Origin of the sequence: Streptomyces albus subsp. albus (genome assembly GCF_000725885.1) — a bacterium.
Classification (GTDB): domain Bacteria; phylum Actinomycetota; class Actinomycetes; order Streptomycetales; family Streptomycetaceae; genus Streptomyces; species Streptomyces albus.
Genome location: NZ_JODR01000006.1, coordinates 68,854 through 82,719, shown reverse-complemented (window position 1 = coordinate 82,719; position 13,866 = coordinate 68,854). Strand labels below are relative to the sequence as shown.

At 73.2% G+C, this 13,866-nt stretch carries 11 protein-coding genes and 1 pseudogene; 9 read left to right on the top strand and 3 right to left on the bottom strand.

The window, feature by feature from the left end; all coding sequences use genetic code 11:
• Window positions 1-18 precede the first annotated feature (18 nt).
• The gene (locus IO40_RS0107630) at window positions 19-1,704 is read left to right on the top strand and encodes an MFS transporter (protein WP_030407129.1); all 1,686 of its coding nucleotides are present in this window, start codon (window positions 19-21) and stop codon (window positions 1,702-1,704) included.
• A gap of 388 nt (window positions 1,705-2,092) precedes the next feature.
• Here the strand turns inward: IO40_RS0107630 and IO40_RS34765 are convergent.
• Window positions 2,093-2,911 (bottom strand): annotated as a pseudogene (locus IO40_RS34765) (SigB/SigF/SigG family RNA polymerase sigma factor); the annotation flags it as partial.
• A gap of 123 nt (window positions 2,912-3,034) precedes the next feature.
• Complete coding sequence (locus IO40_RS0107620) at window positions 3,035-3,358, bottom strand: hypothetical protein (RefSeq protein ID WP_030407131.1); 324 nt, start codon at window positions 3,356-3,358, stop codon at window positions 3,035-3,037.
• A gap of 434 nt (window positions 3,359-3,792) precedes the next feature.
• Here IO40_RS0107620 and IO40_RS0107615 point away from each other — a divergent pair, with 434 nt between their 5' ends.
• From IO40_RS0107615 to IO40_RS0107605, 3 genes are read left to right on the top strand one after another with little or no spacing between them, the layout of a single operon-like run.
• A complete protein-coding gene (locus tag IO40_RS0107615; protein ID WP_016466948.1) occupies window positions 3,793-4,941 on the top strand; it encodes an FUSC family protein in 1,149 nt (382 codons plus the stop codon).
• A gap of 34 nt (window positions 4,942-4,975) precedes the next feature.
• Window positions 4,976-5,323 carry a PadR family transcriptional regulator gene (locus IO40_RS0107610; RefSeq protein ID WP_031175110.1) on the top strand — a complete coding sequence of 116 codons (348 nt, stop codon included), beginning with the start codon at window positions 4,976-4,978 and terminating at the stop codon, window positions 5,321-5,323.
• Window positions 5,320-6,270 carry a hypothetical protein gene (locus tag IO40_RS0107605; protein WP_016466946.1) on the top strand — a complete coding sequence of 317 codons (951 nt, stop codon included), beginning with the start codon at window positions 5,320-5,322 and terminating at the stop codon, window positions 6,268-6,270. Before IO40_RS0107610 ends, IO40_RS0107605 begins: the two co-directional genes overlap by 4 nt.
• 88 nt (window positions 6,271-6,358) lie before the next feature.
• On the opposite strand, the gene IO40_RS0107600 is transcribed toward IO40_RS0107605, so the two are convergent.
• A complete protein-coding gene (locus tag IO40_RS0107600; RefSeq protein WP_016466945.1) occupies window positions 6,359-7,888 on the bottom strand; it encodes a glycoside hydrolase family 3 protein in 1,530 nt (509 codons plus the stop codon).
• Between the two features lie 580 nt (window positions 7,889-8,468).
• On the opposite strand from IO40_RS0107600, the gene IO40_RS0107595 reads away from it, so the two are divergent.
• From IO40_RS0107595 to IO40_RS0107575, 5 genes are read left to right on the top strand one after another with little or no spacing between them, the layout of a single operon-like run.
• On the top strand, window positions 8,469-9,533 hold the full coding sequence (locus IO40_RS0107595) for a phytanoyl-CoA dioxygenase family protein (RefSeq protein WP_031175109.1): 1,065 nt from the start codon (window positions 8,469-8,471) through the stop codon (window positions 9,531-9,533).
• Window positions 9,515-10,846, top strand: a complete 1,332-nt coding sequence (locus IO40_RS0107590; protein WP_016466943.1) for a DUF6271 family protein — start codon at window positions 9,515-9,517, stop codon at window positions 10,844-10,846. The genes IO40_RS0107595 and IO40_RS0107590 overlap by 19 nt, the downstream gene beginning before the upstream one ends.
• Entirely contained in the window at window positions 10,843-12,063 is a 1,221-nt protein-coding gene (locus IO40_RS0107585; RefSeq protein WP_031175108.1) for a type III PLP-dependent enzyme, read from the top strand. Before IO40_RS0107590 ends, IO40_RS0107585 begins: the two co-directional genes overlap by 4 nt.
• Window positions 12,060-12,632: a GNAT family N-acetyltransferase gene (locus IO40_RS0107580; protein WP_016466941.1), complete on the top strand. Its 573-nt coding sequence runs from the start codon at window positions 12,060-12,062 to the stop codon at window positions 12,630-12,632. Before IO40_RS0107585 ends, IO40_RS0107580 begins: the two co-directional genes overlap by 4 nt.
• Before the next feature lie 4 nt (window positions 12,633-12,636).
• On the top strand, window positions 12,637-13,848 hold the full coding sequence (locus IO40_RS0107575; protein WP_016466940.1) for an MFS transporter: 1,212 nt from the start codon (window positions 12,637-12,639) through the stop codon (window positions 13,846-13,848).
• Window positions 13,849-13,866: the final 18 nt, after the last annotated feature.

The window sequence follows — 13,866 nt, the reverse complement described above, 5'->3', positions numbered from 1 at the left end:
AACGGAACACTCGAAGGCATGGATGCCCGAGACACCCGAGAAGACGCCCTGGACACCCGGGAGGGGTTCGGTGAGGACCGAGCCACCCCGGGAAAGTCCGGAGCCACCCGAGATCCCCGGGGAGGTGCCGGAGAGGACCGAGCCACCAGGGGAGGGCCCGGAGGGGACCGAGCCACCCGGGAAGACCGCGAGGCCCTCGAACGGCCCGGCCCCGAACCCGTCACCGGGGCCGGGGGCCCTGCCGAACGCGCCGCCGCACGCCGTCACTGGTGGACACTCCCCGCCGTGAGCGCCGCCCAGCTCCTGGTGGTGCTGGACGGGACCATCGTGAACATCGCCCTGCCCGCCGCGCAGGACGCGCTCGGCATGTCCGACGCGAGCCGGCAATGGGCCATCACCGCCTACGCACTGGCCTTCGGCGGGCTGCTGCTGATCGGCGGCCGGGTCAGCAGCGCACTCGGCCACCGGCGCACCTTCCTCATCGGTCTGCTCGGCTTCGCCGCCGCCTCCGCGCTCGGCGGCGCCGCCGTCAACTCCGGAATGCTCTTCTGCGCCCGCGCCTTGCAGGGCGTCTTCGCCGCCGGGCTGGCCCCCGCCGGGCTGTCGCTGCTGACCACCGCGTTCACCGGCCCCCGTGAACGGGGCCGGGCCTTCGGGGTGTTCGCCGCGGTCGGTGCCGCCGGCTCGGCCGTCGGGCTGATCGCCGGGGGCCTGCTGACGCAGTACGTGAGCTGGCGCTGGTGCCTGTACGTCAACGTGCCCGTGGCCCTGCTCGCCGCCCTCGGTACGCCGCTGATGCCGCGCGACCGCCCCGCCCGGCAGGACGGCCGGCTCGATGTGACCGGGGCGCTGCTGAGCGCGGCGGGTTTCGCCACCGTCGTCTACGCCTTCGCCGAGGCCGAACCGCACGGCTGGGGCTCCACCCGGGTACTGGCCTGGCTGGCCGGCGGTGTGCTGCTGCTGGCGGCGTTCGTCGCCGTCGAGGTACGTGCCGCACGCCCGCTGCTGCCGATGCGCATCCTGCTGCACCGGGCCCGCGCGGGCGCACTGGTGGCCATCACCCTGCTGTTCGTGGCGATGTTCGGCTTCTACCTGTTCATGAGCTACTACACCCAGACCGTGCTGGGCTACTCGCCCGTCCAGGCGGGTCTGACGCTCATCGTCAACGCCCTGGCCGCCCTGGTCGGTTCTCTGCTCATCGCCGGGAAGCTGCACGGACGCGTCCCGCCGGCCGCCCTGATCCTGCCCGGGCTGCTCGCGGCGGCCCTGGGCATGTTCGTCCTCACCAGGCTGACGGCCGACAGCACCCATGTGCTGCCGCTGTATCTGACCCCGGCCCTGGTGCTCACCGGGCTCGGACTCGGCTGTGTCATGCCGCCCACCGCCGGGCTGGCCACCAGCGGTGTGCGCCCGCACGACATCGGGGTCGCCTCGGCCGTCTACCACTCCTCGCAGCAACTGGGGGCCGCGCTCGGTGTCGCGTTGCTGAACACCGTCGCGGCCGGCGCAGCCGCCTCCTACCGGCCCTCGGGGCACGGCGCCTTGCCGGACGCGGCGACGGTGCACGGCTACACCACCGCACTGACGGTCGCCTTCGGGATTCTCGTGGCGGCCGTGTGCCTGGCCGCACCGCTGTTGATGACCCGCACCCCGCGGCCGACGGGTGCGGAAGCGGGGGAGCGGCGCGTACCCGAGGCCCGCTGAGCGGGGCTCAGTCCGTCCCCGGGCCGCTCCGGCCGAGCCGGGCCGCGGCGCGGGGACGCTGTGCCGCCCAGGTCTCCAGGTCGCCGAGCCGGTAGAGGAACTGGGTACCGCGCTTGCCGGCCGGTGCGGGGAAGGCGTCGTCGTTCGCGCGGGCCCACCGCAGTGCGGCGAGGGTCAGGCCGCCGAGCAGCTGCTCGGCGCGGCGCAGCCCCACCAGCGTGTCCTCGGTGCCCTCCTCCGCGGCGGCCTGGGCGGTGTCCGAGCCGGCGTCCGAGCCGGCTTCCGCGGCGGCGGCCGGTGCGGGCACCTCGGCGGGGGTCTCCTTCAGGGCCCGCGCCGGGCCGGCGGCGGCCGTGGCGGGCGCCGGCTCCTCGGCGGTGAGGGTGCGGCGCAGCCGCGCCAGCAGACGGGTGAGCAGCCGCGAGACATGCATCTGGGAGACGCCCAGCCGCTCTCCGATCTCCGCCTGGGTCAGTTCGTCGACGAAGCGGTAGTGCAGCAGCTTGCGGTCGCGCTCGTCCAGGCCGGCGATGGCGGGCGCGAGGGTCTGGAAGTCCTCCACCATGTCCAGTGCCGTGTCGCGGGTGCCGATGAAGTCGGCCAGGGAGGCGTCGTCGTCCGAGTCGTCGGACAGCGCGGCGTCGAGGGAGGCGGTGGTGTAGCCGTTGGCGGCCTTGCGGGCCTCGATGACCTCGCTCTCGGGGAGCGACATCAGGGCGGCGAGTTCCGCGACGGTGGGCTCCCGGCCCAGCCGGGAGCGCAGCTCCTCACCGGCCCTGGCGAGCTGGACGCGGGCCTCCTGGAGGCGGCGCGGCACGTGGACGGCCCAGGTGGTGTCGCGGAAGAACCGGCGGATCTCCCCGACGATGTAGGGCACGGCGAAGGTGGTGAAGGCGACCTCGCGGGAGATCTGGAAGCGGTCGATCGCCTTGATTAGGCCGATCGTGCCGACCTGGACGATGTCCTCCATCTCGTCGCCGCGCGAGCAGAACCGCGAGGCGGCGTACCGCACCAGCGAGAGGTTCATCTCGATCAGCGTGTTGCGGACGTACTGGTACTCGGCGGTGCCTTCTTCAAGCGTGTCCAGCCGGGCGAGGAACTGCTGCGTGAGCTCCCGCGCGTCGGCCGGGGACACCTGCTGCGGGCGGACGATGGGCTCATCGGACTCGGCAAGGAATCCGGCGGTCTCGGGGCCGCCGTGCGTCATCAGACCCGTCTCGGTCATGCTCGTCTCTCCCCAGCGTGGTCGTTGTGCGACTGCGGTGCGGGTTCCCTTCCCCTCACGGACGCGGGAACCGGCGCCGTTGCGGCATGCGAAGGTGCGGATGCGTCAGGGCACCGGCACGGCGGCGGGCTTCGCCTCCCGTCGGCCGCCGGGGTGCAGATAGGCGTCGGTGCGCAGGTCGAGGGGCCACCGCGTCTCCAGGTACGTCCGGAGCGCGGCGGCGGCCTGCGCACGGGTGATCATCGTTCCGGCGGGGTCCTGGGCGGCCCGCAGAACGTCGCTGATGTTGACGGTGGGCAGTCCGCATCCGCGGCCGTAGCTGAGGTCGGCCGCGCGCCGCGCCTTCCGCACTGCGGATTCGACGGCCGTGTCCAGGGCGCCGGGCGCAGCGGATGCCCCGGCTCTCGTCGGCTGTGCCGTGCTGGTCATCGTTCACCTTCCCTCGAGCGCTGTCCTGACAGTCACGGGAAGGCACCATGGCACGCCACCAGGGGGGCGGGTCGTCCGGCCTCTCCCGTGTGTGCCTGATTCCCTAAGCACGTTGTACGGGCGTCTAACCGGCTCCGGGGAGCGCAAACCACCCATCCCGGAACTGTGGCATGCGCCACCCGCCCGGGCACGTCCCGGGCGGGTGGCCGCCGGTGCGGGCCCGGCCGCCGCGGATCGCCCGTGCATTCCGCGGAAACCGGGCACTCCGTCCTCTGTCACCGTGGCGGACGGCGCCGAACGCCGTCCGCCCGACCGGACGAGAGGACGGAGAAGAAAGTCGGATGGACGTCAAGGAAGGTGCGAGCCGGCCGGCTCGTGGACCGGCACCGGCCGGGCAGGACCGCCGGGCACAGTCGCAGGGGAGGGCCGCCCGCATGCGGCAGTGGCTGACACGTGCCAAAGGCTCGGCGGGGTACGAGCGGCACACACTGGAACTCATCGGCAAGAGCGCCCTCGCGGCGACCGTCGCCTGGTTCGTGGCCCACGACCTGATGGCGGCGCGGTCCCCGGCCTTCGCCCCCTTCTCCGCCGTCCTGATGATGCAGGTGACCGTCTACCGGTCGCTGCTCCAGTCGCTGCGGTATCTGGGGGCCGTCGTCGCCGGGGTGGCGATACAGGCCGCACTGGGCTTCCTGGCCGGGCCGGACCTGCTGACCTTCGCCCTGGTCGCGTTGATCGCCATGGTCATCGGCCGCTGGCGGAGGCTGGGCACCCAGGGGGGCCAGGTGGCGACGGCGGCGTTCTTCGCCTTCTCCACGTACACCGCTGCCACCGGCAACGCGCAACGCGTCGAACAGCTCGGGCAGATCGTCGCCCTCGTCGGTGTCGGCTGCGCGATCGGTGTCGTTGTCAACGTCCTGATCCTGCCGCCGATGCGTTACCGGGGAGCCGAGGAGGGCATCCGCATCCTGGCCCGTTCGCTGTGCGACCTGCTCGGTGACATCTGGCCCGCGCTGCGCGACGGTGACCTGGACGAGGAGCGCACCCGGCACTGGCGGCAGCGGACGACGGCGTTCGGGTCGCTCAACAGCCAGGCGAGGGCCGCTTTCGACACCGCTGTGGAGAGCAAGTTCTACAACCCCCGCCGGCTTCTCGCCGGGCACCGGGACCGCGGCTTCTCCGGTTACGGCGAGGTGCTCGCCGCGCTCCAGCGCGTCACCTGGCAGGTCACCTCGCTCACCCGCACGCTCGACCAGTGGCCCGAGGAGGAGAGCGGACCGGAGTGCCGCGCTTTCCTGCGGGACTACGCCCGTCTGCTGGCGGCGCTCGCCTCGGTCTTCCAGCAGTTCGCCGAGCTGAGGGAGGAGGAGCTGCCGTCCCGGGCCGAGGAGTTGCGACAGGCGGCGGGGACGGCTCAGGAGGAGCGGTCCCGGCTGCTTGAGCGGGCTCATGACACCTCCCTCCCGCTGGCCGACCCCTCCCGCCCCTACGGGGTGCTGCTGGTGGAGGCCGGCCGGCTGACGGACGAGGCGCAGCACTCCTGCGACGTGCTGCGGCGTTCCTTCGAGAGGGGGGCGGCGTGAACTCATATGCCGGTGGACGATATATATAGTCCTCATGAGTGATCGTTCGATGCAGGAACCCACCCTGCTCATCCTGACCGCGCTCGCGGACGAACCGCGGCACGGCTACGGCCTGATCCAGGAGATCGAGGCCATCTCCGCGGGCCGCTACCGCATGCGCACCGGCACCCTCTACGGCGCCCTCGACCGGCTGCTGAGCCAGCAACTGATCGCCGTCGAGCGGGAGGAGGTCGTCGACGGGCGGGCCCGCCGCTTCTACACGCTGACCGGGCAGGGCCGCGCGGCACTCGCCGCCGAGGCCGAACGTCTGCGCTCCGTCGCCGCCGAGGCCGAACGCCGCCTGCACGTCCTGCGGCCGGGCCTCCAGGGAGGTGCGGCATGAGCACGGACACCTCCCGGCTGCCCCTGCCGGTGCGTCTCTACCCGCGCGCCTACCGCCAGGCCAACGGCGCCGAGACCGCCGCCACCTACGCCGACGCCGTCGCCGGTGCGCGCCTGCCCGCACGGATCGCCGAGGCCGCCGGCGTGACCGGACACGCCCTGCGCATGCGGGCCCGGCTCACCTCCGAGCGGACCTTCCCCCGGGTCGCGGCGCTCGCCGCGCCCCTGGTGGTGGCCGTCGCCGCCGGCCAGAGCGCCGCCCAGCTGTTCCGGCTGCCCGGCAGCACCCCGCCCGAGACCCTCGACGGACTCGGCCAGTTGGCCGGGCTGAGCGTCACCGGAGCCTGGATCACCGGGCTGCTCTGGTGCACGCCGCTGCTCGCCGTGCTCGCCGGGCGCTGGTCACTGGCCAAGGTGCTCGGCGTGGTGGCCGCGGTGGCCGTCGTGGTGGCCCGGCTGGCCTGGTTCGTCCCCCGCATGGCCACGCTGCTGCCCGACCACCTCGCCTCGCTCCTGCTGAACGTGGGCCTGCCGCAGCTGATGTGGGCCGGTCTGCTGGTTGCCGCGCCGCGGGACCTGCTGGACACCTCCCGCGCCGGCCGGCTGCTGCTGCCCGTGGCGGCGCTGGTCACCTATGTCGCCGCCGCCGTCGGCTGGCAGGAGGGCTGGCGCGGCGCCGTGCTCCTGGTGGGCGCGGTGCTCGCGTTCGCGCTCGGCTTCACCCACCGGGAGCGGCTGTTCCCGGTGGCGGTCCTCTTCGCCGTCCTGCCGCTGCTGATCGTCAGCTACACCTCGCCGGTCACGCTCTTCCTCGGGGAGGCGGGGCTCTCCTACGACGCGACCGTCGCCGTGAGCGCGCTGCCGCTGATCGCCGCGGTGGTGGCCGGCTGCCTGCTCAACCGCCGGCCGCGCGGCGCCGGCTCGCCGCCCGCGGGTTCCGTCCGCTGACGGTCACCCGGTGCACGGCCCCCGCCCCCGCCCCGTGCGGCCGGGCGGGGGCCGTTCCCGTCGGGTGTGCTGTTCGCTTCGGTGCTCGTCAGCCGGCCGTGTCGGGTGCCGTTCCGGCCAGCACCTCCGCCGCGGCGACACCGGAGGCGGCGGTGGCGCCGTGCGTGGAGATGTGGACGGCGCCGGGGGCGACGGGGCCGGGCAGGCCCATTTCCACGACGATCGCGTCGGGCCGCGCCGCGACCAGCTCGGACAGCGCGCCGGCCATCCAGGCGTGCCGTGCGGCGTCCCGTACCACGACGACCAGGGGGCGTCCCGCGGCCGGTTCGAGCGCGTAGGAGGAGGGGGTGACCTCCGGGGCGCTCAGTTCCCGGTGGCCGACGCGTACGGATGTCGTCCCCGGGAGGCGTTCGGCGAGCGGGGCGGCGACGCCCCAGGGCGTCTGGTTGCCGACGGCCAGGTTGGTGTCCGGGGCGAGCTCGACGACGTGCGGCGGAGCGGTCAGCGGCAGCGCGTCCGCGACGGCCGTACCGGTCATGCGCAGGGCGCGGCGGGCGGCCTCGAATCCGATGCCGTTGTCGGCCGGCCCGCCGGCGGCGGACCGGCTCAGCCCCGCCGACCAGCGGGCGAACTCCTGGACGCGGCCTGCCGCCTCGGCCAGGCGCTCCTCCGTGAGCCGTCCCGTGACGACCGCGTCCACCAGGGCGGTGACGAGGAGGTGCGCGGTGCCCTCGTCCGCGTTCTCGCCGCCGACGCACAGGGCGTCCACGCCCGCCGCGACGGCTCGTACGGCGGCGCCGTCGATTCCGTACCGGCCGGTGACGGCTCCCATCTCGATGGCGTCGCTGACGATCATGCCGTCGAAGCCGAGTTCCTGGCGGAGCAGACCGTCGAGGAGGGTGTGGCTGAGAGTGGCGGGTTCGTCGGGGTCGAAGGCCGGCACGAGCAGATGGGCACTCATGACCGCGCGGACGCCCGCCTCGATCGCCGCCCGGAAGGGCGGCAGGGCGTCCTTGGCGATGCGGGCGCGGTCGGCGTCGTAGGTGGGCAGGCCGTGGTGGGAGTCGACGGCGACGTCGCCGTGGCCGGGGAAGTGCTTCGCGCAGGCGGCCACCCCGGCGGAGTGCAGTCCGCGGATCCAGGCGGCGGCGTGCCGGGAGACCAGTTTGGGGTCGAGCCCGAAGGAGCGGACCCCGATGACCGGGTTGTCGGGGTTGGAGTTGACGTCGACGCTGGGGGCGTAGTCGAGGGTGATGCCGGCGGCGCGCAACTCGTCGCCCAGTCCGCCGGCGACGGCTTCGGTGAGGGCCGTGTCGTCGACCGCGCCCAGCGCGAAGTTGCCGGGCCGGGTGGAGCCGGTGGCGGACTCGATCCGGGTGACGTCGCCCGCCTCCTCGTCGATGGCGATGATCAGATCCGGGTTCTCGGCGCGCAGCCGGGCGGTGAGCCGGGCGACCTGCTCGGGTGTGTCGATGTTGCGGGAGAAGAGGACGACGGAGGCCAGGCCGTCGGCGATGTCGCGCAGGATCCAGTCGGGCGCCTCGGTGCCCGTGAACCCGGGCTGGAGTACCGAGAGCGCGAGGCGGCGGAGTTCCTTGCTGTGCTTGTCCGAGGACATCGACCGCGCCTTTCGGGGTGGGGCCGGGGTGTCCGGAGCCGGCGACGGTCCGGTCCCCAGGCTTTGCTGTTGCTTGGTATAGACCAACGAGTTTCCGCATAGGCTAACCACCGCTGTCAAGCGGTCGGCGCCCCTCTTCGGCGAACCCGAAGTGAACGTCGGCCACGCCCTGTTTGCCAACTGAGGTGCGTGGGGCGTGTGTTGACAGACTCCTTTGGTCTAGTCCATTTTGGTGGGGCGCGAGATCAGCAAGAGGCGGGTGTGACACGCCATGCCTCGTGGGGTCTCGCGTGCACCTGCCGCACCGCGACCTCCCCTTCGAAGCGATGCCGGCGGCAGACATCGCTTCTCCGCGACGGCGACAGGCCGGAAGCCGGCGCGCGTCCGGACATCGACCACCCCCGATGACCGACGCCGCGCCGTGCTTCCCCGCGGCGGCCCGTCGCCCGACGCCGGTGCGTACCCGCAGACAGCGACGCCGGCCGTGCACCGAGGCCCACGGGCCCCGCACGCACCGCCGACGCCCGGTCACGGCGCCTCAGCGACAGCGACAGCACGACCGAGCCCCTTGGAGCACCGCATGTCCCACCCACACCGATATCTGCACCGCGCCGCCTCCCCCGTTCCCTACTTCAGCGCGGACGGTGAGACCTACCTGGCACAGACCCAGCTGCGTGACCTGAGCAAGACCCGCCCCCTGCGCGTGCTGGCCGAGGAGGATTTCGCCTTCTGGCAGACCTACGGGTACGTGATCGTGAGGGAGGCGATACCCGCCGACGCCGCCCGGCGCCTCCTGGACTTCGCCTGGGAGTTCCAGGGACTCGACCCCGAGCGTCCCGAGACCTGGTACGAGGAGCGTGCGTTCCGCTCCGACCTCGACCGCGAGCTGCACATCTACGGATTCGTCGAGGCCTACCACCACCAGCTCATCTGGGACAGCCGCCAGACGCAGCGGGTCTACGACGCCTTCGTCGACGTATGGGACTGCGAAGAGCTGTGGGTGACCCTCGACCGGCTCAACCTCAACCCGCCCAACATCAACAACCGCGACCGCGCGCTGATCGAGCAGCGGGACCGCGGCTTCGACATCGAACTCCACTGGGACGTCGACACGACGCTGGGCGTCCTGCCGCAGCGCGTCCAGGGCATCATCGCCCTCAACGACACCAGCCCGGAGTGCGGCGGCTTCCAGTGCTGCCCCGAGCTCTTCCGGCAGTTCGAGCGGTGGCGGGCCCTCCAGCCCGAGGACCGCGACCCGATCCGGCCGCGGATCGACCGCGCCGAGATGCCCGTCGTCCGGCCCGAGCTGCGCGCGGGCGACCTGCTCATCTTCAACGGTCTGCTGGCGCACGGTGTGGCGCCCAACACCTCCGCCGGCAGCGTCCGCGCCGTCCAGTACCTGTCGATGATGCCCGCCCTGGAGACCCACGAGGAACTGCGCCGCTCCCGCGTGGAGTCCTGGCGCACCCTGAGCACCCCCGACTGGAACCCCACGCTGCTGGGCGACGCGGTGCGGCACGAGTCGCTGCGCTACGGCCCGGCCGAGCTGACCGAACTGGGCGCCAGACTGCTGGGAGCCACCTCCTGGCACGGCGCGGACCTGGACCCTCGCGCCGGAGAGGCCGCATGCGCCGCATCTGTCTGACCCTGCCCACCAACAGGCCCTGCCCGCAGGCCATCACGGCCCTGGGCGCGGAGGCGGCCTACGCCGCCGAGCACTTCGACGTCGCCGTCCACCTGCTGATCCTGGACTCGTGCGACCCCGCGGGGTACGCGCGCAACGCCGCCGCGGTCCGCGCCCTGCCCGCCCTCCCGCGCACCGTCGTGCACCACCTCGACGAACGGCGACAGCGCGCCTTCCTCCAGCGGCTGATCGGCGCGGCCGGCACCGCCAAGCCCGAGCTGATGCTGGAGCTGATGCTCCCGGGCCGGCTCTCCTACGGCGCCTGCACCAACCGGGCGTTCCTCGCCGCCGCCGCGCTCGGCTGCGAGTCCGTCCACCGCAGGGACTCCGACAGCCGCTACCAGACGGTGGACGGCCGCCCCGTCCTGCCCGTCCACCACGAACTGCGCTCCCTCGGCAGGCGGGCGGCCGACGCCGCGGCCGGTGTGACGGAAACGGCGCTGCCTGCCGAGCACCTGGACAGGCGGGTCGCGATGGTGGGCGCGTCGTTCGTCGGCGAGCTGTCCGTGGACATCGGCGACATCCACCGGCGCGACGCGGGCGTCTACCACGACGTGGTGAGCCTGTGGGCCCCGCCGCACTGGTCCGAGGAGGACAAACGCGCCCTGGTCGCCGAATCGTTCAAGGGCGCCGGGAACGAGCCGTTCACCGAGGACCACGCGCTGCTGACCCTGGTCGACCCCATGCGGGTGGACATGTGCAACATCAGCTTCCACGGGGTGCACGAGCGGGTGCCGCTGCCGCCGGCGACCGACACCATCGGCAGCGACTACTTCCTCATCCACCTCGTCCACGACGCCGGCCTCCCCGGCGTCCTGCACAACCGGCACATCGTCAACTACTACACCGGCGAGCGGCGCACCGATGCGGGCTTCACGGCATACCAGACGCGGTTCGCCAAGTTCCTGCTCTCGATGCTCCATCTCAACCACGTCTACGACGGAATGAGCCGGCACGGCGCGGCGCTGCTCGACCGTGACGGTGAGGTGGACGCCGGTGCCGTCGCCGGGCTCGTCCGCGACAGCACCCGCCTGGACGACGCGGAGAACGTCTGGCGGCTGGACCGCCTCGACACCTCCTACCGGAAGCTGGGCGGCCGGTACGCCGTCTTCGCCGCGCACCTGGCCGAGCACCGCGACCGCCTCCTGGACGAGGCACGGCGCGACATGGAGGACTTCGCGCTGCTCACCGAGGAATGGGGGCGACTGGTCCGCGCGGCCCGTGTCACCCCGCTCGACGCCCCGTCCGGCCCGGCGCCGGGAGGGCCGGCGTGACCGGACACACGGCCGGACCGACCGCGAGGCTGCACGCCGCGCTCGCCGCGGCCACCGAGGACAGCCTGGTCGTCGACCTGTCCGGGGTGGCCGACCGCTGTGCCGCACTGCGCCGCGAACTGCCGGGCGTCGCCATCCGGTTCGCCATGAAGGCCTGCCCCCTCGACGACGTGCTCTCCTGCCTGGCGGCCCGGGGCGTCGGGGTGGACGCGGCGAGCCCGGGAGAGATCGCGCAGGCGCTGCACGCCGGGGTGCCGGCCGGCAGGATCCACTACGGCAACACCGTCAAGTCCGACAGCGACATCGCCGCCGCCCACCGGCTCGACGTACGGGACTTCGCCACCGACAGCCTGGAGGACGTGCGGGCCCTCGCCGTACACGCCCCCGGTTCCCGGGTGTTCTGCAGACTGGCCACCAGCGGCCAGGGCGCGCTGTGGGGCCTGAGCGACAAGTTCGGCTGCGGCCCCGACGACGCGGTCCGCATCATGGAGACCGCACGGGGCCTCGGCCTGACCCCCTCGGGGCTGTCCCTGCACGTGGGCTCCCAGCAGATGACGGCAGACGCCTACCAGCGGGCCTTCGAACAGCTCGGTGACGTACTGACGGCGCTGCGCCGGCGCGGCATCACCCCCGACCACGTCAACCTCGGCGGCGGCCTTCCCGCGCTCGGCTACCTCGACCGGCACGGCATGCCGCTGGACCCGCCGCTGGACAAGATCTTCACCGTGCTCCGCGAAGGCATCCGTGCCCTGCGCCGTGAGCACGGTGACGAACTGGCCTTCCTCGTGGAACCGGGCCGCCACCTGGTAGCCGACCACGGTGCGCTCCGCGCCCACGTGGCCCGGCTCGCCCTGCGGCGGACCCCGCAGGGCGAGCCGCTGCACTGGCTGTACCTCAGCTGCGGCAAGTTCAGCGGCCTCTACGAGATGGACGTGGTGCAGTACCCGCTCGTCTTCCCCACCCACCCCGGCGCGCCGACCGTGCCGGCCGTCGTCGCCGGGCCCACCTGCGACAGCGACGACGCCTACTCCCACGAGGAGGGACTGGTGCAGGTGCCCGAGAACCTGGCGTCGGGCGACCCCGTCTGGGTGCTGTCCTGCGGCGCGTACGCCACCAGCTACATGACCCGCGGATTCAACGGCTTCGCCCCGCCTCGGCCCGTGTGCACGGGCGGCCCGGCAAGCGCCGGCGGCCTCGGGGAAGGCCCGGAGCAGTGAGCGACGAGGTACGCATACGCGCCATCACCGACGCCGACTGGGACCGCATCGCCGAACTGGAACGCCGCACCTACCTGCCCCTGGGACTGTCCGAGGGACAAGCGGCGCTCCGCTCCAAGGCCGAGGTCTCGCCCGAGACGTGCTTCGTCCTCACCGTCGACTCCCGCCCCGGCGGATATCTGGTGGCCCTGCCCTTCCCGCCGTTCGACTACCCCGACCTGTACCTCGGCCCGACGGCGACACGGCAGCCGGTGTCCGGCTCCCGCAATCTCCACCTCCACGATCTGGTGGTCGCCCCCCGGCTGCGCCGCAGAGGACTGGCACAGCGGCTGCTGCACCACCTGACGCGGACGGCACTGGCCCGGGGCTACGAGCAGATCTCCCTGGTGGCCGTGGGGCGCAGCCAGCGGTTCTGGGCGGCACGCGGCTTCACCCCGCAGCCCGCCGCCGGCACCCCGGCCGGTTACGGCAAGAACGCCGTCTACATGTCCCGAGCGCTGCCGGCCGCCGGACAACCGACCCGCCGGCCAGCCCGGCACCGCGCGGCCGGCCCGTGCCCGACGAAGTGAGCTGATGCATGTGACCCGTGCCCATGACCCCGCCGTACGCGGCCAGTTGGCCATCGCCGCGCTGTTCTGCGCCCTCGGTTTCCAGTACGCCACCTGGGCGGCCCGGATACCCGCCCTCAAGACCGACCTCGGCCTGACCGCGGGCGAGGTCGGGGTGCTCCTGATGGCCGCGGGCGTCGGGGCGTCGGTGTCCTTCCCGCTCGTGGCCGTACTGATGCGGCGGCTCGGCTCGCAGCGCCTGGCCCTGCTGTCCCTGCTCGGCCTGACCGTGCTGCTCCTCGCACTGGCCGCGGCGCCGAACTACCCGGTGGCCCTGCTGGTGCTGTGCGCCGACGGCGTCTTCGTGGGCTGCCTCAACACCGCGATGAACGCCCAGGGAGCCGCACTGGAGGAGACGTACGGGCGCAACGCCATGGCCAGGCTCCACGCCACCTTCAGCGGCGGCTCCCTCCTCGCCGCCGCCGTGGCCTCCGCCATGACCGCCGCAACCCCCTCGGTCACGGCGCACTTCGCCGTGGCCGCGGTGCTCCTCCTGGTGCTCGGCGCGGCGGCCCGCACCGGCCTGCTCCCCGAGCCCGGCGCGGGCACCTCCGCTCCGGGGAAGGAGGAGGCGCGGAAGGAGAAGCGCCGCACCGGATGGAGCCTGCCGGGCCGGATGACGGTGTGGATGTGCTGCGCCATGGCGTTCGGCACCGTGACCGAGGGCGCCATGAACGACTGGTCCAGCCTCTACATGAAGGACGTCGCCCACGCCTCGGCCCAGCTCGCGCCCATGGGCATCGCCGTGGTGTCCGGGATGATGGTCGTCGCCCGGCTCTTCGCCGACCGCTGGCGCGCCCGCTGGGGGGACCGGCGCGTGGTGCTCCTGGGCAGCGCCCTGGCCGGTGCCGGACTCGTCTTCGCGCTCGCCGTGGGCGGCGTGGTCCCCGCGCTCCTGGGCTTCGCCTGCGTCGGTCTGGGCATCGCCGCCGTCACCCCCTGCGTCTACGTGGCGGCGGCCAAGCAGGGGTCGGACTCCCTCACCGTCGTCGCGGCCATGGGTACGACGGGCCTGCTGGCCGGACCGCCGTTCATCGGGTTCGTCGCGCAGCAGAGCAGCCTGGTGTGGGGCATGGGCGTCGTCGCCGCCTCGGCGTTCCTGGTGGCGCTGTGCGCCACGCGCATCCCCTGGCAGCCGGCGCCGCGACGGCTTCCCGCGGAGGCGGACGCCTCGTAAGGGCCTCGGCGCCGCGAG

Excerpts from the sequence above, each read along its gene's own strand:
- IO40_RS0107630 (WP_030407129.1), top strand. The coding sequence starts at position 19 with ATGGATGCCCGAGACACCCGAGAAGACGCCCTGGACACCCGGGAGGGG.
- IO40_RS0107620 (WP_030407131.1), bottom strand. The coding sequence starts at position 3,358 with ATGACCAGCACGGCACAGCCGACGAGAGCCGGGGCATCCGCTGCGCCC.
- IO40_RS0107615 (WP_016466948.1), top strand. The coding sequence starts at position 3,793 with ATGCGGCAGTGGCTGACACGTGCCAAAGGCTCGGCGGGGTACGAGCGG.
- IO40_RS0107610 (WP_031175110.1), top strand. The coding sequence starts at position 4,976 with ATGAGTGATCGTTCGATGCAGGAACCCACCCTGCTCATCCTGACCGCG.
- IO40_RS0107605 (WP_016466946.1), top strand. The coding sequence starts at position 5,320 with ATGAGCACGGACACCTCCCGGCTGCCCCTGCCGGTGCGTCTCTACCCG.
- IO40_RS0107600 (WP_016466945.1), bottom strand. The coding sequence starts at position 7,888 with ATGTCCTCGGACAAGCACAGCAAGGAACTCCGCCGCCTCGCGCTCTCG.
- IO40_RS0107595 (WP_031175109.1), top strand. The coding sequence starts at position 8,469 with ATGTCCCACCCACACCGATATCTGCACCGCGCCGCCTCCCCCGTTCCC.
- IO40_RS0107590 (WP_016466943.1), top strand. The coding sequence starts at position 9,515 with ATGCGCCGCATCTGTCTGACCCTGCCCACCAACAGGCCCTGCCCGCAG.
- IO40_RS0107575 (WP_016466940.1), top strand. The coding sequence starts at position 12,637 with ATGCATGTGACCCGTGCCCATGACCCCGCCGTACGCGGCCAGTTGGCC.